Source organism: Burkholderia sp. Ac-20384 (assembly GCF_017104605.1).
GTDB classification, from domain to species: domain Bacteria; phylum Pseudomonadota; class Gammaproteobacteria; order Burkholderiales; family Burkholderiaceae; genus Burkholderia; species Burkholderia lata.
The window spans coordinates 1-21,037 of sequence record NZ_JAAGPE010000178.1; the positions used below are offsets into that span (position 1 = coordinate 1).

General features: G+C 68.8%; 23 protein-coding genes. 2 read left to right on the top strand and 21 right to left on the bottom strand.

Annotated features, from left to right (window positions below; all coding sequences use genetic code 11):
• Positions 1–239: 239 nt before the first annotated feature.
• Positions 240–1,361: a Fic family protein gene (locus G3O00_RS26995; protein WP_206144850.1), complete on the bottom strand. Its 1,122-nt coding sequence runs from the start codon at positions 1,359–1,361 to the stop codon at positions 240–242.
• A 94-nt stretch (positions 1,362–1,455) separates the two neighbouring features.
• Complete coding sequence (locus tag G3O00_RS27000) at positions 1,456–2,373, bottom strand: LysR family transcriptional regulator (RefSeq protein ID WP_174928994.1); 918 nt, start codon at positions 2,371–2,373, stop codon at positions 1,456–1,458.
• A gap of 128 nt (positions 2,374–2,501) precedes the next feature.
• Here G3O00_RS27000 and G3O00_RS27005 point away from each other — a divergent pair, with 128 nt between their 5' ends.
• Positions 2,502–3,227 (top strand): pirin family protein, encoded by a 726-nt coding sequence (locus G3O00_RS27005; protein WP_206144851.1) that lies wholly within the window; start codon positions 2,502–2,504, stop codon positions 3,225–3,227.
• A 61-nt stretch (positions 3,228–3,288) separates the two neighbouring features.
• On the top strand, positions 3,289–3,891 hold the full coding sequence (gene wrbA / locus G3O00_RS27010) for an NAD(P)H:quinone oxidoreductase (RefSeq protein WP_039355294.1): 603 nt from the start codon (positions 3,289–3,291) through the stop codon (positions 3,889–3,891).
• 91 nt (positions 3,892–3,982) lie between these two features.
• Here the strand turns inward: wrbA and G3O00_RS27015 are convergent, their stop codons facing one another.
• The 19 genes from G3O00_RS27015 to G3O00_RS27105 form a co-directional block, all read right to left on the bottom strand.
• A complete protein-coding gene (locus tag G3O00_RS27015) occupies positions 3,983–4,288 on the bottom strand; it encodes a hypothetical protein (protein WP_174928991.1) in 306 nt (101 codons plus the stop codon).
• Between the two features lie 235 nt (positions 4,289–4,523).
• A complete protein-coding gene (locus G3O00_RS27020) occupies positions 4,524–5,258 on the bottom strand; it encodes an LrgB family protein (protein ID WP_174928990.1) in 735 nt (244 codons plus the stop codon).
• Positions 5,255–5,626, bottom strand: a complete 372-nt coding sequence (locus G3O00_RS27025; RefSeq protein ID WP_206144852.1) for a CidA/LrgA family protein — start codon at positions 5,624–5,626, stop codon at positions 5,255–5,257. Before G3O00_RS27025 ends, G3O00_RS27020 begins: the two co-directional genes overlap by 4 nt.
• Positions 5,627–5,805: 179 nt before the next feature.
• Entirely contained in the window at positions 5,806–7,221 is a 1,416-nt protein-coding gene (locus tag G3O00_RS27030) for an amino acid permease (protein WP_174928988.1), read from the bottom strand.
• A 115-nt stretch (positions 7,222–7,336) separates the two neighbouring features.
• Positions 7,337–8,566: a kynureninase gene (gene kynU, locus G3O00_RS27035; protein WP_206144853.1), complete on the bottom strand. Its 1,230-nt coding sequence runs from the start codon at positions 8,564–8,566 to the stop codon at positions 7,337–7,339.
• 43 nt (positions 8,567–8,609) lie between these two features.
• Positions 8,610–9,635, bottom strand: coding sequence for an amidohydrolase family protein (locus tag G3O00_RS27040; protein ID WP_206144854.1), 1,026 nt, complete (start codon positions 9,633–9,635; stop codon positions 8,610–8,612).
• A 31-nt stretch (positions 9,636–9,666) separates the two neighbouring features.
• A complete protein-coding gene (locus G3O00_RS27045; protein ID WP_174949726.1) occupies positions 9,667–10,191 on the bottom strand; it encodes a 3-hydroxyanthranilate 3,4-dioxygenase in 525 nt (174 codons plus the stop codon).
• Between the two features lie 49 nt (positions 10,192–10,240).
• Complete coding sequence (locus G3O00_RS27050) at positions 10,241–10,672, bottom strand: RidA family protein (RefSeq protein WP_011350328.1); 432 nt, start codon at positions 10,670–10,672, stop codon at positions 10,241–10,243.
• Positions 10,669–11,442, bottom strand: coding sequence for a fumarylacetoacetate hydrolase family protein (locus G3O00_RS27055; protein WP_206144855.1), 774 nt, complete (start codon positions 11,440–11,442; stop codon positions 10,669–10,671). Before G3O00_RS27055 ends, G3O00_RS27050 begins: the two co-directional genes overlap by 4 nt.
• Positions 11,439–12,467 (bottom strand): 4-hydroxy-2-oxovalerate aldolase, encoded by a 1,029-nt coding sequence (gene dmpG / locus G3O00_RS27060; protein WP_206144856.1) that lies wholly within the window; start codon positions 12,465–12,467, stop codon positions 11,439–11,441. The genes G3O00_RS27055 and dmpG overlap by 4 nt, the downstream gene beginning before the upstream one ends.
• Before the next feature lie 13 nt (positions 12,468–12,480).
• The gene (locus G3O00_RS27065; protein ID WP_206144857.1) at positions 12,481–13,425 is read right to left on the bottom strand and encodes an acetaldehyde dehydrogenase (acetylating); all 945 of its coding nucleotides are present in this window, start codon (positions 13,423–13,425) and stop codon (positions 12,481–12,483) included.
• Positions 13,422–14,246 (bottom strand): fumarylacetoacetate hydrolase family protein, encoded by an 825-nt coding sequence (locus tag G3O00_RS27070; protein WP_277399321.1) that lies wholly within the window; start codon positions 14,244–14,246, stop codon positions 13,422–13,424. The genes G3O00_RS27065 and G3O00_RS27070 overlap by 4 nt, the downstream gene beginning before the upstream one ends.
• Positions 14,243–15,733 carry a 2-hydroxymuconic semialdehyde dehydrogenase gene (locus G3O00_RS27075; protein ID WP_011350333.1) on the bottom strand — a complete coding sequence of 497 codons (1,491 nt, stop codon included), beginning with the start codon at positions 15,731–15,733 and terminating at the stop codon, positions 14,243–14,245. Before G3O00_RS27075 ends, G3O00_RS27070 begins: the two co-directional genes overlap by 4 nt.
• A 138-nt stretch (positions 15,734–15,871) precedes the next feature.
• On the bottom strand, positions 15,872–16,837 hold the full coding sequence (locus G3O00_RS27080) for a LysR substrate-binding domain-containing protein (RefSeq protein WP_174928981.1): 966 nt from the start codon (positions 16,835–16,837) through the stop codon (positions 15,872–15,874).
• 109 nt (positions 16,838–16,946) lie between these two features.
• Positions 16,947–17,801, bottom strand: coding sequence for an ABC transporter ATP-binding protein (locus G3O00_RS27085; RefSeq protein ID WP_174928980.1), 855 nt, complete (start codon positions 17,799–17,801; stop codon positions 16,947–16,949).
• Entirely contained in the window at positions 17,801–18,544 is a 744-nt protein-coding gene (locus tag G3O00_RS27090; RefSeq protein ID WP_174928979.1) for an ABC transporter permease, read from the bottom strand. The genes G3O00_RS27085 and G3O00_RS27090 overlap by 1 nt, the downstream gene beginning before the upstream one ends.
• Positions 18,541–19,161, bottom strand: a complete 621-nt coding sequence (locus tag G3O00_RS27095; protein WP_206144858.1) for a VOC family protein — start codon at positions 19,159–19,161, stop codon at positions 18,541–18,543. Before G3O00_RS27095 ends, G3O00_RS27090 begins: the two co-directional genes overlap by 4 nt.
• 87 nt (positions 19,162–19,248) lie before the next feature.
• Positions 19,249–20,247, bottom strand: a complete 999-nt coding sequence (locus G3O00_RS27100; RefSeq protein WP_206144859.1) for an ABC transporter substrate-binding protein — start codon at positions 20,245–20,247, stop codon at positions 19,249–19,251.
• An 80-nt stretch (positions 20,248–20,327) separates the two neighbouring features.
• A partial coding sequence (locus tag G3O00_RS27105; RefSeq protein ID WP_206144860.1) for a fumarylacetoacetate hydrolase family protein occupies positions 20,328–21,037 on the bottom strand: 710 nt, incomplete at its 5' end.

A 21,037-nucleotide genomic window follows, 5' to 3' on the forward strand; every position in this document is an offset into this window, starting at 1 on the left:
GCGAGTCGGTGCCGCCCGGTGCCGCCCGGTGCGGCGCGGTGCCGCTCGGTGCCGCGCGGTGCGGCTCGGTGCGGCTCGGGGCTGCGCGGTTCTGCTCGGTGCCGCTCGGGGCTGCGCGGTGCTGGTCGGTGCCGCCCGGGGCTACTCGGTGCCGCCCGGTCAACGCGGCAACGATCGACGCGGCAACGCGCCCCCGCTCCGTCGCGCTCGACGCTTGCCGGTCATGACCCGAGCCGGCGTCAGCCGTCGAACGGCATCAGCTCATAACTCGTGCTCCGCCCGCCGGACGACGATCGACGCAGCACGCCATGCTCGACGAGCTCGGTGATGTCCCGCAGCGCGGTGTCTTGCGAGCACTTCGCCAGCGCCGCCCACTTGGTGGAAGTCAGTTTCCCCTCGAAGCCGTCGAGCAGGCGATTCATCACCTTCACCTGGCGTGCGTTCATCGCGAAGCCCGCACAGCGCTGCCAGAAGCGCGCCTTGACCAGCACCGCGTCGAGCGTCGTGTGCGCGTGATCGATGGCCCGGCCGAGCGCGGTCAGGAACCACGCGAGCCATTCCGTGACGTCGAGCGAGCCGCGCTGCGTCCGCTCCAGCACGTCGTAATACGCGTTGCGCTCGCGCTGGATTTGCGCCGACAGGCTGTAGAAGCGCTGCGGACTGCGGTCGGCGCGCGCGAGGACCAGATCGCCGAGCGCGCGCGCAATCCGGCCATTGCCGTCGTCGAACGGGTGGAGCGTGACGAACCACAGGTGCGCCAGGCCGGCGCGGATCAGCAAGGGCTCGACCGGTGCGGCATTGAGCCACGCGAGAAAGCGCCCGATCTCGCCGGCGAGGCGCGCGGCGGGCGGCGCCTCGAAATGTACGCGCTGCCGGCCGATCGGCCCGGACACGACCTGCATCGGCCCGGTGGCATCCGTGCGCCAGCCGCCGACCGTGATCCGCGCCATCCCCGAGTAGCCGGTCGGGAACAGCGCCGCATGCCACCCGAACAGACGGGCGTCCGTGACCGGTGCCGCCGCATGGGTCGTCGCGTCCAGCACCATGTCGACCACGCCCTCGACGTGACGATCGACCGGCGCCAGCGCACCGATATCGACGCCGAGCCGACGCGCGATCGACGACCGGACCGATGCGACGTTCAGGCTTTCGCCCTCGATCGCGCTGGTCTTGACGACGTCTTCCGTCAGCGCAGCCAGGCTGGCCTCGTCGCGCAACGCCAGGCCGACATCCGCCAGCCGCCCGGCCAGCATGCCTTGCGCACGGCTGACGTCGGCGAGTGGCGTCGCCAGTGCCGGGAGGTCGAAGCGCCACGCGGGCCAGTCGGCCGACTCCCAGATGTAGGTGTAATCTCCGCTCATGATGCGGAGATTATCCCACCGATTCACCGCACGACTCAATATTCTCCGCAAATTCTGCGGAGAATAACCGCCTCATTCCCCGCAACCCCGTGCGTTACCGCGCCCGTCCCGCCCCGCCCTTCCCCGCCGGCGCAGCCTCGCCGAGCCGCTCCGCGAGAAACCCGATGAACGTGCGCAGCGTGACGAACCCTTCCCGATGCTGCGGAAACACCGCATTGAGCGTGATCGGCGACGGCGCATACGCGTCGAGCACCGGCACCAGCGCGCCGCTGTCGAGCGCCCCGCCGACGATGAAATCCGGCAGCAGCGCGATGCCGAGCCCCGCGATCGCCGCGTCGCGCACCACTTCGCCGTTGTTCGCGACGAGCGGCCCCTGCACGTCGAACGTGCGCGCCGCGCCGTCGACGCGGAACTCCCAGCCGATGCGCCGCTCGCGCCCGTACAGCACGCACGTATGGCCGGCGAGATCGGCCGGCGTCTGCGGCGTGCCCTGCCGCTTCAGGTAGGCGGGGCTCGCGCACGCGACCATCCGCCACGCGCCGAGCGCTCGCGCGATCAGCGTCGAATCCTCGAGCGAGCCGATCCGCAGCACCAGGTCGAAGCCCTCGCCGATCAGGTCGACGCGGCGGTCGGTCAGGTCGAGGTTCAGCCGCACGGCCGGGTGCGCGGACAGGAATTCCGCGATCAGCGGCGACACGTGCGTGATCCCGAACGACAGCGGCGCGCTGATTTTCAGCGACCCGTGCAGCTCGGTGCTGCGCACCGACATCGCCTGCTCGGCGTCGGCGATCTCCGCGAGGATCCGCTGCGCGCGCGCATAGAACTCCTGCCCCGATTCGGTCACCGCGAGGTTGCGCGTGTTCCGGTGCAACAGCCGCACGCCGAGCGACGCCTCCAGCGCCATCGTGCGCCGGCTGACGAACTGCTTGGACAGCATCAGCTGGTCGGCCGCCGCCGTGAAGCTGCCCGCATCGACCGTCGCGACGAAGATCCTGAGATCGTTCAGTTCCATATTGTCCACTCCATAGCGACAGTCATTATCTCTACAGCCATTTATTTGTCAAATCGATTGACCTAAGATTCATCTCAACGAACGGCCGGGCCCACTTCCGAGGTCCGGCGTCTTGAGGAACAAAAATCATGATCGAAATCCGTGCAGCAAACCAACGTGGCCGTGCGGAGCATGGCTGGCTCAGCTCCCGTCATTCGTTTTCGTTCGCGAATTACTACGATCCGAAGCAAGTCGGCTTCTCCGACCTGCTGGTGATCAACGACGACCGCGTCGCCCCGGGCCGCGGCTTCGGCACGCACCCGCACCGTGACATGGAGATCATGTCGTACGTGCTCGACGGCGCGCTGGAACACAAGGACTCGATGGGCACCGGTTCGGTGATCGTGCCGGGCGACGTGCAGCTGATGAGCGCCGGCACCGGCGTGCGTCACAGCGAGTTCAACCACTCGCCGGAACTGCCGGTCCACTTCCTGCAGATCTGGGTCGGGCCGTCGGAAAAGGGTGCCGAGCCGCGTTATCAGCAGACGAATGTCACGGCCGGCGACAAGCGCGGCAAGCTCGCGCTCGTCGTCTCGCCGACCGGCGACGCCGGTTCGCTGAAGATCCGGCAGGACACGCGGATCTACGCGGGCCTGTTCGACGGCGATGAACGCGCGACGCTGGAACTGGCGCCGAACCGCTTTGCATACGTGCACGTGGCACGCGGCAGCGTGACGGTCAACGGCGTGACGCTCGGCGAAGGCGACGGCGTGCGCATCCGCGACGAACAGGCGCTGACGTTCGCCGACGGGAAGGATGCCGAAGTGCTGGTGTTCGACCTGCGTCCGGTCGAAGTAACGGCCGAGTGGGCATGACGCCCGTTCGGGAAACCGGGCCCCGCTGAACGCGGGGCCCTTTTAATCGGAGATTCGCAACATGGCCAAGGTACTCGTTCTTTACTACTCGTCCTACGGGCACGTCGAGACGATGGCGCAGCACATCGCGGAAGGCGCGAAATCGGTGGCGGGCGTCGAGGTCACGCTCAAGCGCGTGCCGGAAACGATTCCCGTCGACCAGGCCCGCGCGATCGGCGTGAAGGTCGACCAGGCTGCCCCGGTCGCGACGGTGGACGAGCTCGCCGACTACGATGCGATCATCTTCGGCACGCCGACCCGCTTCGGCAACATGGCCGGCCAGATGCGCACCTTCCTCGACCAGACCGGCGGCCTGTGGATGAAGGGCGCGCTCGTCGGCAAGATCGGCAGCGTGTTCGCGTCGACCGGCACGCAGCACGGCGGCCAGGAAACGACGATCACGTCGTTCCACACGACGCTGCTGCACCACGGGATGGTGATCGTGGGCGTGCCGTATGCGTGCAGCGGCCTCGTCAACATGAACGAAATCACCGGCGGCACGCCGTACGGCGCGACCACGCTCGCCGGCGCGGACGGTAGCCGCCAGCCGAGCGCGAACGAGCTCGACATCGCGCGCTACCAGGGCAAGCACGTCGCGGAAATCGCGAGCAAGCTCGCGTCGTAACGCGGCGGCCCGCCAGTTCGGGCAGCCCCGCACACACGCAAACGGCGCCGGTCGATCCGGCGCCGTTTGCGCTGTGCCCGGGTTCCGGCCGTTACTGGCCCGATGCCGGGGCGGCCGGCGCCGCCTTCGTCGCGGGCGCCTTCTGCGTGGCGTTCTGCGGATAGTTGCTCTGGTCGTTGGTCAACCGGTAGCCGCTGCCCGTGCCGATCGCCTTCAGGTCCGACGCGTGCCGCGCCCGGGCGGCCTTGCGGGCTGCCTTCTTCTGCGCCTTGTCGACCTGCTTCTGCGTCGGCGCGGACGCCGGATCCTGCGCGTATGCCGCCGGCGCGGCGGTCAACAGCAGACCGAACGACGCCGTTACTGCTACTGCCACCGATACCACGCGAGACTGCTTCATGGCCGGATCTCCTTGTCGATTGTTGGTTGTGGGTCGGACACCTGCGCGCACACGACCGCTTGCGGCAACGGCGCCGATGCAACGTTAGCCGATCAGTATTCAGTTGTCCGTGTGCGTTCCTGAATTCTCCCGATAACGGCCACGATACATGCGTACCGCGCGCGCCGTCGTTTCGGTGCCGCACCGGCGCCATCAGGGAAACCGATAACCCGGCCCGGCCCCGCCCGGCCGGCGCTCAGACCCAGCGCGACAGCACCGGCAGCAGGACCGGCACGACGAAGGCCGTCAGCACGCCGTTCAGCCCCATCCCGAGCCCGGCGAACGCGCCGGCCTCCTCGCTGACCTGGAACGCGCGCGCGGTGCCGATCCCGTGCGACGCGACGCCGAGCGCGAACCCGCGCACGGCCGGTTCGTCGACCCGCAGCACATTGAGGATCCCGCGCGCGCACACCGCCCCGAAAATCCCGGTGGAGATCACGAGCACTGCGGTGAGCGACGGAATCCCGCCGATTTCGGCCGCGACGGCCATCGCGATCGGTGTCGTCGCCGATTTCGGCGCGAGCGATGCGATCGTCTGGTGCGACGCGCCGAACAGCGCAGCGATGCCGACCGCCGACACGATCGCGGTCAGCGAGCCCGCCAGCAGGCCGACCAGCAGCGGCACCGCGGCGCGGCGCAGCTTCGACCACTGGCGGTACAGCGGCAGCGCGAGCGCGACGGTCGCGGGGCCGAGCAGGAAGTGGACGAACTGCGCGCCTTCGAAGTACGTCGGATACGGCGTATGGGTGAGCGTCAGCAGCACGACGATCAGCGCGACCGCGATCAGCACCGGGTTCGCGAGCGGGTTGAAGCGGGCCCGTGCATAGACGGCCTGCGCGAGCAGATAGGCGACCAGCGTGATGGTCAGGCCGAGCAGCGGGGTCGCGGCGAGATAGACCCAGATCGCGCCGAGCTTCGGGAGGGCCGTCATCGCGTGCCCTCCGCAGCACCGCCCGCGCGCCGCTGGCGGCGCAGCAGCGCACGCGTGACGAGCGCGGTCACCGCGATCGCGAGCGTGGTGCTGACGGCCAGCGCGACGACGACCGCAACCGCATCGCCGCGCACGCGGTCGGCCGACACCATGATCCCGACGCCGGCCGGCACGAACAGCAGCGACAGGTGGCGCAGCAGCTCGAGCGCGGTCGGCTCGATCGCGTCGGCCACCTGAGGGCGCAGCATCACGAAGCCGAACAGCAGCAGCATGCCGATCACCGGGCCCGGCACCGGCAGGCCGAACAGGTAGGACACGCCTTCCCCGAGACACTGGAAGATCAGCAAGACCGCGAACGCCTGCAGCATGAACCGCTTCTCCCGAACGGGGCCGCGCTGCCGGACGGCCGCGCGACCGATGGCCGGCGGCTTGCGACGCCGGCGTGAACGATACGGGCGATCGTACCAACTTCACGCGCGATCGGACATCGCCGCGTGCGGCTGCGGCCGGGAGGCGCCGCCGGGAGCGCGGCTCGCCCTGTACTCCGTCACTGCCCCGGCACGTGAACGCCCTCGCGCCCGGCGGCCGGCTCAGCGGCCTTGCCGCGATACCACACCGCATAGACGACAGACAGCACGATCATGAACGGCACGCCGCAGAACAGCGTCATCCGGAACTCGCGTGTGAAGTACGTCGTCACCAGCGCCGCGAACATCAGCGCGGCGCCGAGCAGCGACGTGACCGGGAAGCCCCACATCCGGAACGCGAGCGCCTGGCCGCGGTGGTGCCGGCGGAAGAACAGGTGCGTGACGAAGATCATCAGCCACGTGAACATCGCACCGAACATCGACACCGACATCATCATCACGAACGACGTGTCCGGATACAGCACGTTCAGCACGGTCGCGAGCGCGATCCCGATCGCGGACAGGCCGAGCGCCGCCGCCGGCACGCCGTGGCCCGTCAGCCGGCCGAGCGCCTTCGGCGCGTAGCCGGCGCGCGACAGGCTGAACATCATTCGCGTCGTGATGTAGAGCTGGCTGTTCATCGCCGACAGCGCGGCCACCAGGATCACGAAGTTGATCACGCCGGCCGCGCCCGGCACGTGCGTCGCGGCCATCACCTTCACGAACGGGCTTTCGTCGGCGCCGGCCGCCGTCCACGGGACGATCGCCAGCATCAGCGCGAGCGTCAGCAGGTAGAAGAACACGAGGCGCACCATCGTCGCGCGGAACGCGCGCGTGATCGCCTGGTGCGGGTCGCGCGCCTCGCCGGCCGCGACCGCGATCATCTCGATGCTCAGGTAGCTGAAGATCGACACGATCACCGCGACCCACATCCCCCACACGCCCTTCGGAAAGAAGCCGCCGTGCGCCGTGTAGTTCGCGAAGCCGATGCCGGAGCCCGCCGGCGCACCGAACACGACCACCGCACCGAGCGCGATGAACGCGACGATCGCGGCGATCTTCAGCATCGAGAACACGTACTCGACCGCGCCGAACACCTTCACGCTGACCAGGTTGATGCCGATCAGCGCGGCCGAGAAGCCGACGATCCAGTACCAGCCCGGCACGGCCGGAAACCAGTACTTCATGTACACGGCGATCGCCGTCACCTCGGTGCCGACCGCGAACACGATCGACGCCCAGTACGCGTAGCGCACGAGAAAGCCGGCCCACGGGCTCACGTAGTGCTCGGCATACGCGCCGAACGAGCCCGACGTCGGGTGCGCGACCGTCATCTCGGCGAGGCAGCCCATCAGCAGCAGCGCGATCAGCGCGCCGATCGCATAGCTGACGAGCACGCTCGGCCCGGCGAAGCCGATCGCGAAGCCGCTGCCGAGGAACAGCCCCGTCCCGATCGCGCCGCCGATCGCGATCATCGACAGCTGCCCGGTGGACAGCCCGCGATGCAACCCCTTCTCACGTTCGACGATCGCGTCGAATCCCTGCCGCTGGTTCATGCCGTGTCTCCTTCGTCGCACGCGCCCCGCGTGGTGCGGAACGTCGTCCGATCTCGTTTTGTTGCGTCGTGTTGCGCCGTACTGCGTTGTATCGCGTGCCGGATTGCGCGGGCCGTCAGGTCACCGACTTGCGCGCGAGGAATGCGTCGGTGTTCCATGCACCGCTCGTCACCACGTCCTTCAGCGCGGCGATCGTGTCCCACACGTCGACGTAGCGCACGTACAGCGGCGCGAAGCCGAAGCGCAGGATGTCGGGCGCGCGGAAGTCGCCGATCATGTTGCGCGCGATCAGCGCCTGCACGATCGCGTAGCCCTGCTCGTGCGCGAGCGACACCTGGCTGCCGCGCTGCGCGGCATCGCGCGGCGACGCGAGCGTGAAGCCGAGGCCCGCGAGTTCCTGGTCGACGAGCGCGATGAACAGGTCGCCGAGCGCGACGCTCTTGTCGCGCAGCACATCGAGATCGACGCCGTCGAATGCGTCCAGCGCCGCTTCGAGCGCGATCACGCCGAGCTGCGGCGCGGTGCCCGTCAGCATCCGGTCGATCGCCGGATGCGGCGCGTAGTCATGCGTGAAGTCGAACGGCTTCGCATGGCCGTGCCAGCCCGTCAGCGGCTGCCGCACGCTCGCGAGATGCCGCGACGCGACGAACACGTAGGCCGGTGCGCCCGGCCCGCCGTTCAGGTACTTGTAGCCGCACCCGACCGCGAAGTCCGCGTCGCACGCGTTCAGCCCGATCGGCATCGCGCCGGCCGAGTGGCACAGATCCCACACGCTCAGCGCGCCGGCCTCGTGCGCGTGGCGCGTGACGGCCGCCATGTCGTAGCGCTTGCCGCTCTTGTAGTTCACGTGCGTCAGCGACACGACCGCGACGCTGTCGTCGATCGCCGCGACGATGTCGTCCGGATCGACGCAGCGCAGCTCGCAACCGGTCATCTCGGCGACGCTCGCCGCGATATAGACGTCGGTCGGGAAATTGGTGCGCTCCGCGAGGATCACGCGGCGCCCCGGCCGCATCCGCGTGGCCGCCACCAGCACCTTGAAGAGATTCACCGACGTCGAATCGGCGACGATCACCTCGCCGTCGCCCGCGCCGATCAGCTTCGCGATCTTGTCGCCGGTGCGCTGCGGCGCCGGGTACCAGTCGGCGTCGTTCCACGAGCGGATCAGCCCGTGCGCCCATTCCTGCTGGAGCGCGCGCTGCATGCGCGCCGGCACGTTCGCCGGCATCGCGCCGAGCGAGTTGCCGTCGAGATAGATCGTGTCCGCGGGCAGGTCGAAGCGCGCACGGCAGTGGGCGAGCGGGTCGGCCGCATCGAGTGCGGCGCAGTGTTCGCGTGTGGTCATGAAATCAGGTTTCCTTCTTGAATGGGGTTCGTCGTAAGGGGCGTCAGGCCGCGCGCGACGCCGCGGCCGGCGGCAGGTCGAAGAAACGCAGCGCGTTGCCGCCGAGGATCTTGGCTTTCGCGGATTCGGAGAGATCGGGATGCTGCTCGACGAGCGAACCGATCCGTTGCTCGCCCAGCGGGAACGGATAGTCGGAGCCGAGCATCACGCGGTCCTCGCCCATCGTGTCGACCAAGAGGCGCAGCGCGCCGCGATCGAATACCGCGCTGTCCACGTGGAAGCGGTCGAGATAGCTGACGGGCGGATGCGGGCAGTCCTCGCGCACGATGTCGCGCTGCTCCCATGCGTTCTGCACGCGGCCGAGCAGGAACGCGAAGCTGCCGCCGCCGTGCGCGAAGCACAGCTTCAGCGTGCGCGGAATCCGCTCGAACGCGCCGGACAGGATCAGCGACACCATGCTCAGCTGCGTCTCGGCCGGCATCGCGACGAGCCACGGCAGCATCCATTTCTTCATCCGGCCGTCGGTCATCATGTCCCACGGGTGCACGAGCACCGGAATGCCGTCGTTCGCGCAGTGCGCGAGGAACGTGACGAGGTGTTCGTCGTCGAGGTCGAGCGGCCCGAGATGGTTGCCGATCTGCACGCCGCGATGGCCGGCGCGATGCGCGCGCGTCGCTTCGCGGCACGCGAGCTCGACGTCCTGCAGCGGCACCTGCGCAAGCGCGAGCATCCGGTCGGGCGCATGCGCGCACAGCTCGAGCGCGCGGTCGTTCATCCGCATCGCCCAGTCGTGCGCATCGTGCGGTGCGCTGTCGTAGCCGAACATCACGGGCGTCGCGCACATCAGCTGGATGTCGATGCCGAGCGCGTCCATCTCCTCGAGGCGCGCGGCCGGGTCCCACAGCGCGCGGTAGACCGGGCGAAACGCGCGCTCGCCCGTCATGATCATCCCGTTCTGGCCGTCCGCGTCGATGCGCAGCCACGGCGCGCGCTGCGCGTCGAGGCGCGCGGCTTCTTCCCGCGAGATCGGCGGGAAGAAGTGCGAATGCATGTCGATTCGAAGTGTCATCGTCGTTCTGTCGGTGAAAGGGCGCGGCGGGTCAGGCCGCCTTGCCGGGATGCAGGTGGCCGCAATGCGCGCAGCGGCGCAACGTGTCCGACGCATAGAACGCGTCGAACAGCGGCGGCAAGTCGTCGACGATGCTCTTGAGCTGCACCTCGACGCGATGGACGAGATGCCCGCACGCGTCGCAGTACCACTCGAACCCGTCGACGATGCCCGCCGGACGCTGGCGCTCGATCACGAGGCACGCGCTGCCGGCCTCGGGGCGCTGCGGCGAATGCCGCACGTGCGGCGGCAGCAGGAACATGTCGCCTTCCTTCAGGTCCACGCGTTCGCGCTTGCCGTCGATCCACAGGTGCAGGTACGCATTGCCGCGCAACTGGTAAAAGAATTCCTCGAACGGATCGTCGTGATAGTCGGTGCGATGATTCGGGCCGCCGACGACGGTCACGATGAAATCGCTGTCCTGCCACACCTGCTGGTTGCCGACCGGCGGCTTCAGCAGGTGCGCATGCTCGTCGATCCAGCGCGAGAAATTGAACGGGGTGCCGTACTTCAGCATGGTCGTCTCCTCCGGGCGGGTGACGTGAAACGCCCCCTCGCCGCGCATGTCATTTTTTCGGTGCGTACGCGATCGCCTTCATCTCGATCAACAGATGCGGATGCGGCAGCTGATGCACCGCGACCGTCGTACGCGTCGGGCCCGTTTCGTCGAAATACTCGCCGTACACCGCGTTGTAGCCGGCGAAATCGTTCATGTTCACGAGGAACGACGAGATCTCGACGAGCGACGACAGGTCGGCACCTTCGCTGCGCAGGATGTCGCGGATGTTCTCGATCACCGTGCGCGTCTGCTCGCGGATGTCGAGCTGCACGGTGCCGAGTGCGTCGGCCGACGCACCCGCGATCGTGTTGTCGGGCCGCCGCGAACTGGTGCCCGATACGAACAGGAAATCGCCCGCACGCGTGATGTGCGGAAAGCGGCCGCGCGGCGTGGCCTTGCCGGGCACGACGCGGCCCTGGATCGAATGGTCTTGGCTCATGATGGTCGAGTGGTGGTGAATTCGGTGCTGCCGAGCCCGTGCACCGTGCAGTGCACGTGTGCGCCGGCAGGTAACGCATCGGCGGCCGTCGCGGCGCCGGCCATGATCAGCGAGCCGGCCGGCAACACGAGCCCGCTCGCCGCAATCAGCCGCGACGCCTGCACGACCGAGCGCAGCGGATCGCCGAGGATCGCGGCGGTCGAGCCGGCCTGGACCACGCGGCCGTTGATCCGCATCACGACGCCCGCATTGCGCAGCCCGTCGAAACGCGTGCTCCACGGGCCGATCGTGAGGCCGGCCGACGAGCAGTTGTCGGCCACCACGTCCTCCAGCGTGAAGCGGAAATCGCGGTAGCGCGAATCGATGATCTCCATCGCCGGCGCGACGGCTTCCAGGTAGCCGGATGCTTCGAGCAGCGTCAGCGGCCGGTCGATGTCGCGGCGCGTGAGGAAGCACACTTCCGGCTCGACGCGCGGATGGATGAAGCGCCCGAGCGCGACGTGCCCGCCGTCTTCTTCCAGCATCGTGTCGGTGAGCCAGCCCCAGATCAGGCTGTCGACGCCCATCTGGACCATCTTCGCGCGGCTCGTGAAACCGAGCTTCACGCCGACCATCGTCTCGCCGCGATCGATGCGGCGCTCGATCGACGCGCGCTGGATCACATAAGCCTCGTCGAGCGAGAACGCGGTGCCGGTCGTCAGTTGCGCGATCGCCTCCGCGTGGCGCGCGGCGTCGTCGACGCGGGCGGCCAGCCTGTCGAGATCGGTCATGCGGCCTCCCGTGCCTTCAGCATGTCGAGCGCGACGTCGACGATCATGTCCTCCTGCCCGCCGACCATCCGCCGCCGGCCGAGCTCGACCATGATGTCGAACGCCGACAGCCCGTATTTCGCGGCGGCCGCTTCGGTGTGGCGCAGGAAGCTCGAATACACGCCCGCGTAGCCAAGCGCGAGCGTCTCGCGGTCCACCCGCACCGGGCGCTCCTGCAACGGGCGCACGATGTCTTCCGCCGCATCGATCAGCTGCTTCACGTCGCAGCCGTGATGCAGCCCGAGGCGGTCGACCGCCGCGACGAACACTTCGAGCGGCGCGTTGCCGGCCCCTGCGCCCATGCCCGTCAGCGACGCATCGATGCGGTCGCAACCGTGCTCGAGCGCGACGATCGAGTTCGCGACGCCGAGCGACAGGTTGTGGTGCGCGTGCATGCCCGTCTGCGTGGCCGGGTCGAGCACGGCCTTCAGCGCATCGAAGCGCGCGGCGACATCACGCATGCCGAGCGCGCCGCCCGAATCAACCACGTACACGCACTGCGCGCCGTAGCTTTCCATCAGCTTCGCCTGTTGCGCGAGCGCGTCCGGCGAGGTCATGTGCGACATCATCAGGAAGCCGACGGTGTCCATCCCGAGTTCGCGTGCATACGCGATGTGCTGCTTCGAGATGTCGGCTTCCGTGCAGTGCGTCGCGATCCGCACGATGCGCGCGCCGGCGTCGTAAGCGGCACGCAGGTCGTGCACGGTGCCGATGCCCGGCAGCAGCAGCGTCGCGACCTGCGCACGCTTCACCGTGCCGGCCACCGCCTCGATCCACTGCAGGTCGGTATGCGCGCCGAAGCCGTAGTTGAAGCTCGACCCCGACAGCCCGTCGCCGTGCGCGACCTCGATGCTGTCGACGCCCGCGTCGTCGAGCGCGCGTGCAATCGCGACGGCGTTGTCGAGCGAATACTGATGGCGGATCGCATGCATGCCGTCGCGCAGCGTCACGTCCGATAGATAGATCTTTTTAGTCTGGTCGGTCATCGCCGATCTCCCGTCACGCTGCGACGCGGCTGGCCGCGATCTGTTCGGCGGCCGCGAGCGCGGCCGACGTCATGATGTCCAGGTTCCCCGCATACGACGGCAGATAGTGCGCAGCGCCTTCGACTTCGAGGAACACGCTGACCTTCAGCCCCGCGCGGCGCTCGCCCGCGTCGAACGCAAGCGGCTGCGCGGCCGTGTAGCGGTCGAACTGGACGGCCTGCTTGAGCCGGTAGCCGGGCACGTAGCTCGCGACCGCGTCGACCATCGTGCGGATCGAATGCTCGATCGCGGCGGTGTCGGCGTCTTCGTCGGTCAGGCAGTACACGGTGTCGCGCATCATCAGCGGCGGATCGGCCGGGTTCAGCACGATGATCGCCTTGCCGCGCGCGGCGCCGCCGACCGTCTCGATCGCCTTCGACGTCGTTTCGGTGAATTCGTCGATGTTCGCGCGCGTGCCGGGGCCGGCCGAGCGGCTCGAGATCGACGCGACGATTTCCGCGTAATGCACCGGCGCGACGCGCGATACCGCGTGCACGATCGGGATCGTCGCCTGGCCGCCGCAGGTCACCATGTTCAGGTTCGGCGCGTCGAGATGTTCGAACAGGTTGACCACCGGCACGACGAACGGCCCGATCGCGGCCGGCGTCAGGTCGATCACCTGCACGCCGTGACGGCCGAGCACCTCCGCATGGCGCGCATGCGCGCCAGCCGACGTCGCGTCGAACGCGATCCGCACATCGGCGAATCCGGGCATTGCGACGAGGCCGTCGATCCCGCCGGCGGTGGTCGCCACGCCGAGCCGCGCGGCACGCGCGAGCCCGTCGGAGGCCGGGTCGATGCCGACCATCGCGGCGACGTCCAGATGCTTCGCATGGCGCAGCACCTTGATCATCAGGTCGGTGCCGATGTTGCCGGAGCCGATGATGGCCACGGCGAGCTTGTCGAGGTCTTTCATCATTCACGCTCCGGTTGAGTGGAGAAATACGCGCTCACGCTGCCGAGCCCTTCGATCCGCGCCGTGAACACGTCGCCCGGCTGCACGCCGACCATCGGCCCGAGCGCGCCCGTCAGCACGATGTCGCCGGCTTGCAGCGGCGCACCGACGCGCGCCATCGTGTTCGCGAGCCACAGCGCCGCATGCAGCGGATTGCCGAGGCACGCGGCGCCCGCGCCGACACTCACCGGCTCGCCGCGCCGCTCCATCGCCATCCCGCACTGGATCGCGTCGAACGCGCCGAGCGCAACCGGCCGGCTGCCGAGCACGAACAGGCCGCTCGACGCGTTGTCCGCAACCGTGTCGGTCAGGCGGATGTCCCAGTTCGCGATCCGGCTGCCGACGATCTCGATCGCGGGCAGCGCATACGCGGTCGCGCCGATCAGGTCGGCCATCGTGTGCCGCTCGTGCGGCAGGTCGCGTTCGAGCACCAGCGCGATCTCCGCCTCGACTTTCGGCTGCTGCGTGCGCGCCAGCGCGATCTCCTCGCCGTCGGCCACCGCCATGTCGTCGAACAGCATCCCGAAGTCGGGCTGATCGACGCCGAGCTGCTTCTGCACGGCCGCCGACGTCAGGCCGATCTTGCGGCCGACGAGGCGCCGCCCCGCGGCGCGCTTGCGCGCCGTGTTCGCGCGCTGCACCGCATACGCGGCATCGAGCGCATCGCCGCCAAGCGCCGCGATCGCGTCGCGCACCGGCGCGCACGGCACGCCGTCGCGCTCGGCCGCCCACAACGTGTCGGCAATTGCCTGCACCGCATTCCGGTCGAATTCGCTCATGCTCATGCGACCCTCACGCAGACGTTGGTGGTTTCGGAATAGAAATCGAGCGAGTGACGTCCACCCTCGCGGCCGATGCCCGACAGCTTGGTGCCGCCGAACGGCGTGCGCAGGTCGCGCACGAACCACGCGTTCAGCCACACGATGCCCGTCTCGATCCGCTTCGCGACGCGATGGCCGCGCGCGAGGTGCGTCGTCCACACGCTTGCGGCCAGGCCATACGCGCTGTCGTTCACGCGACGGATCACTTCGTCCTCGCTGTCGAACGGCGCGACGTGGCACACGGGCCCGAAGATCTCCTCGGTCACGCAGCGCGCGGTGTCGGGCAGCCCGGTCCAGATGGTCGGCTGCACGAATGCGCCGTCGTCGCGCGCATCGCCGAACGCCGGCACGCCGCCGCCAGTCACGACCGTCGCGCCTTCGTCGACGGCCAGCCGGAAATACGACAGCACCTTGTCGCGATGACCGCGCGAGATCAGCGGCCCCATCGTCGTCGCAGGATCGTCGGGCGCCCCGACTTGCAGCGCCTCGGTGCGCGTTTTCAGCGCGGCGACGAAGCGCTCGAAGATCGGCCGCTCGACGTACACGCGTTCGCTGCACAGGCACACCTGGCCGGCATTGGTGAAGCTCGACTTGACGATGCCGTCCACCGCCGCGTCGAAATCGGCGTCGGCGAACACGACGGCCGCGTTCTTGCCGCCGAGTTCGAACGAGATGTCCTTCACGCCGTCGGCGACGGCCTTCATGATCGCGCTGCCCGTGCGCGATTCGCCGGTGAACGTGATCGCGTCGATACCCGGATGGCGCGTGAGGAATTCGCCGGCGGCGGCCGGCCCGTGGCCGTGCACGAGGTTGAACACGCCGCGCGGCAGGCCGACCGCGTCGATCACTTCGGCGAGCAGCGTCGCGGAACCGGGCGTCTCTTCCGACGGCTTCGCGACGACGCAGTTGCCCATCGCGAGCGCCGGCGCGACCTTCCACGTGAACAGCAGCAGCGGCAGGTTCCACGGCGAGATGATGCCGACCACGCCGAGCGGCTTGCGCGTCACGTAGTTGAGATACTGCGCGCCGTCGGCCGTCTGCGATTCGAAGCAGTCGTCGCCGGCCGTGCGGACCAGGTCGGCGAACGTGCGGAAATTGGCGATGCCGCGCGCGATGTCGAGCGTGCGGGCCTGCGCGAGCGGGCGGCCGGTGTCGGCCACTTCGGCCGCGACGAAATCGTCGAAGCGTGCCTGGATGCCGTCGGCAATCCGGTGCAGCCAGTCGGCCCGCTGCGCGGGCGTCGTGTCGCGCCAGCCGGCCGCCTGCGCGGCGCGTGCCGCACGCACCGCGGCGTCGACGCTCGCTTCATCGGCCTCGCAGACGCGGGCGATTTCGCGGCCGTCGACGGGGCTCGTATCCGCGAACGTGCGCGCGGTTTCGACGAACGCGCCGTCGATGTAGTGTCGCAACAGCCGCGGCGTGCGCGCGGCGTCAGTCGTGTCTCGATTCACAGCGTCTCCTGCTCGTATGGACTGTCAGCAGGAGTCTAGGGAAGCCGCGCGAGAAGCGACAATCAAACATTCGGCGCTGGCTATGCTAAACCGGAATACCCGCGAGAGCCTTGCTCAGAAAGGGTTTCCGGCCGGTACTCAGTTACCCGGCTCGTGCTCCTGCACCGCTTCCTTCAGGCATTCGATGAACGCGCGGCACGCGGCGCTCTGCTCCTTGTTCGAGCGCACCGAGAACCCGACCGTACCGAACGCGCCCGTTTCGGGCAGGTCGAGCATGCGCAGCAGCCCGGCCTGCGCGAACTGCCGCGCGGCGACGCGCGGCATCAGCGCGATGCGCGGCGTGTCGAGCAGCAGCCCGATATTGGTGAGCAACGACAGCGATTCGACGATGTCGGTGGGCAACGGCAATCCGGCCGCACGGAACAGGTGCTCGGCCGCAAGCCGCGACGGCGAATCGGGCGTCGGCAGGATCCACGGCGCGTCGACCAGTTCGCGCAGCGACGGCGCAGGATCGGGCACGGGGCCGTAGCCATTGCCGACCACCGCGCACATCGACTCGTCGAACAGCGCCTCGTGCGTGAGCGGGAACGCGCTTGCGATCGGCAGCTCGCGCTCGGGCAGCCGGCCGACGACGATGTCGAGATCGCCGGTGGCCAGCGCCGGGAACAGGTGCGCGGTCGTGCCTTCGCGCACAGTTACGAGCACCTGCGGCGTGCGTGCTTTCAGCATCGCGATCGCGCGCGGCAGCAGGCGTGCGGATGCCGAGATCAGCGTGCCGACGATCACATGCCCGCTCGTGCCGAGCCGGAAATCGTTCAGTTCGTCGGTCATGTAGCGCAGCTCGGCCATCAGCGATTTCACGCGCCGCCCGAGCAGCAGGCCGAGCTCGGTCGGCACCACGCCGCGATTCGAGCGCGAGAACAGCGCGCCGTCGAAGCACGATTCGAGCTCATGGATCACCTTCGTCACGGCCGGCTGCGTGAGCCGCATCTCGTTGGCCGCACGCACCACCGAGCGCGTTTCCAGCACGCGCTCGAAAATCATCAACTGGTTCAGCTTGAGCCGGCGGATCAGGGAGATCTCGCTGAGCGGATTCGCGTCCATGTCTGCTTCGTCGTCGAAAGGGGGATGCCGGACCTTAGCAACTTTACGGTCGGCGCGCATCGGGAGATGCACGGCCCGTACGGCACCCGCCCTTGCGTTCGCCTTTGTATCAGTAGACGCCCATCATCGCGGACAGCTCCGCCACATACTCGCCATAACGCGGATCGCGCTTGATCTCGTCGGGCTGGCGCGGCCGCGGCAGGTCGATCCTCACGTCGTGCAGCACGCGCCCCGGGCGCGCCGACATCACGAGCACGCGATCCGACAGGAACACCGCCTCGTGAATGCTGTGCGTGACGAGCAGCACCGTCAGCGTGCTCTGCTGCCAGATGCGCAGCAGCTCGACGTTGAGCCGGTCGCGCGTGAGCGCATCGAGCGCGCCGAACGGCTCGTCCATCAGCATCACGCGCGGCGCCAGCAGCAGGATCTGGCCGATCGCCGCGCGCTGCCGCATCCCGCCCGACAGCTCGTGCGGATAGCGGTCGACGAACTGCGTGAGGCCGAGCGTGTCGAGCAGCGCGGGCAGCCGTGCGTCGACGTGCGCGCGCGGCAGGTTGCGCAATTTCGCGCCGAGCCGGATGTTCGCGCCGACGGTCAGCCACGGCAGCATGTTGCTGGTCTGGAACACGACGCCGATGTCGGGATGCGGGCCGGCCACCGGCGTGCCGCCGACGCGGATCGACCCGGCATCGCACGGCACGAGCCCCGCGACCATCCGCAGCAGCGTGCTCTTGCCGCAGCCGCTCGGTCCGAGGATCGACACGAACTCGCGGGGTTGCACGCACATCGACACCTGGTCGAGCGCGTTGAACGCCTCGGCGCCGCCGCGCGCGGCGAAGCGCTTGCCGGCCTGCTCGACGGCGATCAGTGCGTCCGCGCGGGCGCCATCCTGCGCGGGCGCCGACGTCGCGCCTTCGGAAACGGAAGCGCGCCGCACCGGGCGCGCGAGATTGACGATCGTCATCAGGCCGTGACTCCTCTCCACCAGACTGCACGCGAAACCAGCTCGACCGCGCCGTAGAACAGCATCGCGAGCGCGGTCACCATCAGGATCGCCGCGAAGCACAGCGGCGTTTGCGCATTCGACGTCGCGAACACGATCAGGTGCCCGAGCCCCGCTTCCGCGCCGATGAACTCGCCGACGATCGCGCCGATCACCGCGAGCGGCATCGCGATCTTCAGGCCGTCCATCAGCGCCGGCAGCGCGGCGGGCAGGCGCAGGTGCCAGAACGTGTGCGCCGCCGATGCGCCGAGCGCACGGAAGTGCTCGTCGAGATGGCGCGGCACGCCCGCGAGGCCGCCCATCGTCGCGACCACGATCGGGAAGAACGCGAACAGCACGGCCGCCGCGAGCTTCGACGCGAAACCGTAGCCGAACCAGACGATCAGCAACGGCGCGAGCGCGATCTTCGGCATGCTCTGCAGCGCGGTCACGAACGGCAGCAGCGTGCGCCGCACGAGATGCGACGCGCTCGCGAGCAGCCCGATCGCGAGGCCGCCGGCCACCGCCAGCGCGAAGCCCGCGAACACTTCCCAGGCGGTCGTCAGCGTGTCGGCCAGCAGTTGCGCGCGCATCTCCCAGCCGGCCGCGAGCACCGACGACAGCGACGGCAGCACGTACTCGCGCGTGCCGGTCCAGCGCACGCCGACCTCCCATGCGACGCCGACGATCGCCCAGAACGCGACCGTCTCGATCAGCCGCTTCATGCCGGGTCTCCTTGCGGCGCATCGCGCTGTGCACCCGCATCCGCATCCGCATCGTCGTCCGAAGCAGCAGCCGGCGCGTTGCCGCGCGACTTCTCCGCGACGAGATGTGGCGGCGGCGGCACGACGAAGCGTGCGAAGCGGTACTGGTCGAACGATTCGACCGTGCGCTCCCACACCTGCGGCTCGCGCGGATCGCGTTCGCCGATCTGCTCCATCGCGCAGTACACCTCGACGTTGTTGCCGTCCGGGTCCTTGAACACCAGGAAGAAATTGTCGCCGGGCCCGTGCCGCCCGATGCCGCGCACGATCTCGACACCGTGCGACTGCAGCACCTTCACCGAGCGCTCCATCTCCTCGATGCTGTCGACCAGGTACGAGAAATGTTCGAGGCCCGGGCGCGAATAGCGCGGCAGGTCGTCGAAATCGGGCGAATCCTTCGGCAACTGCGCGAGCGCGAGATCGTGGTGATCGGTGCCCGCGCGCAGGAACACCATCTGGTCGCCGATCCAGTCGGACACCTTCAGGCCCATCACTTCCGTATAGAACTTCGCAGACCGATGGATATCCCGCACCATCAGCACCATGTGTCCGAGCCGCCTGGGACGCAAGCTGTTCATTACCGTTCTCCTGTGTGCCCGCGCGCCGCGCAGGCCGGGTTGGACCGCCGGCGGCGGCGCGCTGCCGTCGCCGCGATCCCGATCGGGTTAGTCGACGAAGCGATTGGTGTAGAGGCTGTCGGCCTTGACCTTCGAACCGAGCGCGAACGCGCGTGACACGAAGCCGAGCGTCGCGTCGATGCGTTCGGGCCGCAGCCAGCCGAGCCGGTGGCCGGCCGCATCGTCGGTAATCAGCGCATTGGTCTCGTCGATCTGCTCGCGCAGGATCGTGCGGTCGAGCAGCGGATTGCGCGCGACGATCGCGTCGACCGCGTCCTGCGGCTTGTCGCGCATCAGCGCATAGCCGCGATACGTCGCAGCGACGAAGCGCTTGACGACGTCCGGATGCTGCGCGGCGTACGCGTCGGTCGTCACGATCCCGCTACCGGTCATGTCGAGCCCGAGATCGCGATACGTGACCTTGCCGAGCTTCTGCCCCGCGCGCCGCGCGAACGCGGCCTGCACGGGCAGGCTCGCGCCTTCCCAGCATTCGGACAGGTCGATGCGCTTCTGCAGCAGCGCGGTGTTGATCACGGCCGGATCGAGCCGCACGAGGCGGATCGCGTCGGGCGCCATCCCGTTCTGCTTCAGCCACGCGGGCACGATGTTCTGCACCGCCGACGCATTGCCGCCGCCGAGCGACAGCCCCGCGAGATCCTTCAGCGACGCGGGCCGGAAACCGGGCCGCTCCAGGTAGCACATCGCGCCCGGCCAGCGCGTGTTGATCGCGCCGACCAGCACCGTGTGGCCGCCGTGCGCGCGATTCAGGATCACGCTCACCGGATCGCCGTAGCCGAACTCGAACAGCCCTTCGTCGACCTCGTTGACGGTCCGCTGGCCGCCATAGCCGCGCTGGACCGTCACGTCGAGGCCGGCGTCCTTGTAGAAGCCCTTCGCCTGCGCGACCAGGATCCCGCCGGTGCTGCCCTGCGGCAGCCACGCGAGATTGACCCGTACCGCGTCGGCCGCGTGGGCAGCCGACGCCGCGGCGCACAGGCTTGCGGCCAGCACCGCGCCGCGCGCCAGCGCCTGGATACGCTCAAACATGTCCTCCTCCTGTCTTTGTCGAGTTCGAGTTCGGGTTCGCCTTCGGGCCGGCGCGGCGCGCGGCGCGCGGCGCGCGCCGCTTAACCGCGCACCAGCGGGTTTTCGATCGAGCCGATGCCGTCGATCGACGCGACCATCACGTCGCCCGGCTGCAGATAGATGCCGCGCCCCATGCCGACGCCCGTCGGCGTGCCGGTCGCGATCAGGTCGCCGGGCTGCAGCGTCAGGATCGACGACAGGTATTGAATCTGCTCCGCAATACTGAAGATCATCTCGCCGGTATTGCCGTCCTGCATCGTTTCGCCGTTCACCGCGAGCCGCATCCGCAGGTTCTGCGGTTCGGCGATGCACGCGCGCGGCACGAGCCAGGGCCCGAGCGGACCGAAGGTATCGAAACTCTTGCCGCGAAACCAGTCGTGCTTGAACGGATAGTCGGTGCGGCGATTCAGGTCGCGCGCGCTCACGTCGTTCAGGATCGTGTAGCCGGCCACGTAGTCGAACGCGTCGGCCACCGCGATATGGCGGCCCGGCTTGCCGATCACGACGGCCAGCTCCACTTCCCAGTCGACGCGCTCGGCCTGCGGCGGCATCACGACCTCGGCGAGCGTCGGCACCACGCTCGTCTCGGCCTTCATGAACATGTACGGCGTACTTTCCTCGCGCGGCGCAAGCTCGGTACCCATCTCGCGCGCATGTTCGTAGTAATTCGACGCCGCCGCGAAAATCCGCCGCGGCGCGTACGGCACGCGCAGCCGGTGGCCCGCGAGCGGCGCGGCGTCGAGCCGGCCGG

Excerpts from the sequence above, each read along its gene's own strand:
- G3O00_RS26995 (WP_206144850.1), bottom strand. The coding sequence starts at position 1,361 with ATGAGCGGAGATTACACCTACATCTGGGAGTCGGCCGACTGGCCCGCG.
- G3O00_RS27000 (WP_174928994.1), bottom strand. The coding sequence starts at position 2,373 with ATGGAACTGAACGATCTCAGGATCTTCGTCGCGACGGTCGATGCGGGC.
- G3O00_RS27005 (WP_206144851.1), top strand. The coding sequence starts at position 2,502 with ATGATCGAAATCCGTGCAGCAAACCAACGTGGCCGTGCGGAGCATGGC.
- wrbA (WP_039355294.1), top strand. The coding sequence starts at position 3,289 with ATGGCCAAGGTACTCGTTCTTTACTACTCGTCCTACGGGCACGTCGAG.
- G3O00_RS27015 (WP_174928991.1), bottom strand. The coding sequence starts at position 4,288 with ATGAAGCAGTCTCGCGTGGTATCGGTGGCAGTAGCAGTAACGGCGTCG.
- G3O00_RS27020 (WP_174928990.1), bottom strand. The coding sequence starts at position 5,258 with ATGACGGCCCTCCCGAAGCTCGGCGCGATCTGGGTCTATCTCGCCGCG.
- G3O00_RS27025 (WP_206144852.1), bottom strand. The coding sequence starts at position 5,626 with ATGCTGCAGGCGTTCGCGGTCTTGCTGATCTTCCAGTGTCTCGGGGAA.
- G3O00_RS27030 (WP_174928988.1), bottom strand. The coding sequence starts at position 7,221 with ATGAACCAGCGGCAGGGATTCGACGCGATCGTCGAACGTGAGAAGGGG.
- kynU (WP_206144853.1), bottom strand. The coding sequence starts at position 8,566 with ATGACCACACGCGAACACTGCGCCGCACTCGATGCGGCCGACCCGCTC.
- G3O00_RS27040 (WP_206144854.1), bottom strand. The coding sequence starts at position 9,635 with ATGACACTTCGAATCGACATGCATTCGCACTTCTTCCCGCCGATCTCG.
- G3O00_RS27045 (WP_174949726.1), bottom strand. The coding sequence starts at position 10,191 with ATGCTGAAGTACGGCACCCCGTTCAATTTCTCGCGCTGGATCGACGAG.
- G3O00_RS27050 (WP_011350328.1), bottom strand. The coding sequence starts at position 10,672 with ATGAGCCAAGACCATTCGATCCAGGGCCGCGTCGTGCCCGGCAAGGCC.
- G3O00_RS27055 (WP_206144855.1), bottom strand. The coding sequence starts at position 11,442 with ATGACCGATCTCGACAGGCTGGCCGCCCGCGTCGACGACGCCGCGCGC.
- dmpG (WP_206144856.1), bottom strand. The coding sequence starts at position 12,467 with ATGACCGACCAGACTAAAAAGATCTATCTATCGGACGTGACGCTGCGC.
- G3O00_RS27065 (WP_206144857.1), bottom strand. The coding sequence starts at position 13,425 with ATGATGAAAGACCTCGACAAGCTCGCCGTGGCCATCATCGGCTCCGGC.
- G3O00_RS27070 (WP_277399321.1), bottom strand. The coding sequence starts at position 14,246 with ATGAGCATGAGCGAATTCGACCGGAATGCGGTGCAGGCAATTGCCGAC.
- G3O00_RS27080 (WP_174928981.1), bottom strand. The coding sequence starts at position 16,837 with ATGGACGCGAATCCGCTCAGCGAGATCTCCCTGATCCGCCGGCTCAAG.
- G3O00_RS27085 (WP_174928980.1), bottom strand. The coding sequence starts at position 17,801 with ATGACGATCGTCAATCTCGCGCGCCCGGTGCGGCGCGCTTCCGTTTCC.
- G3O00_RS27090 (WP_174928979.1), bottom strand. The coding sequence starts at position 18,544 with ATGAAGCGGCTGATCGAGACGGTCGCGTTCTGGGCGATCGTCGGCGTC.
- G3O00_RS27095 (WP_206144858.1), bottom strand. The coding sequence starts at position 19,161 with ATGAACAGCTTGCGTCCCAGGCGGCTCGGACACATGGTGCTGATGGTG.
- G3O00_RS27100 (WP_206144859.1), bottom strand. The coding sequence starts at position 20,247 with ATGTTTGAGCGTATCCAGGCGCTGGCGCGCGGCGCGGTGCTGGCCGCA.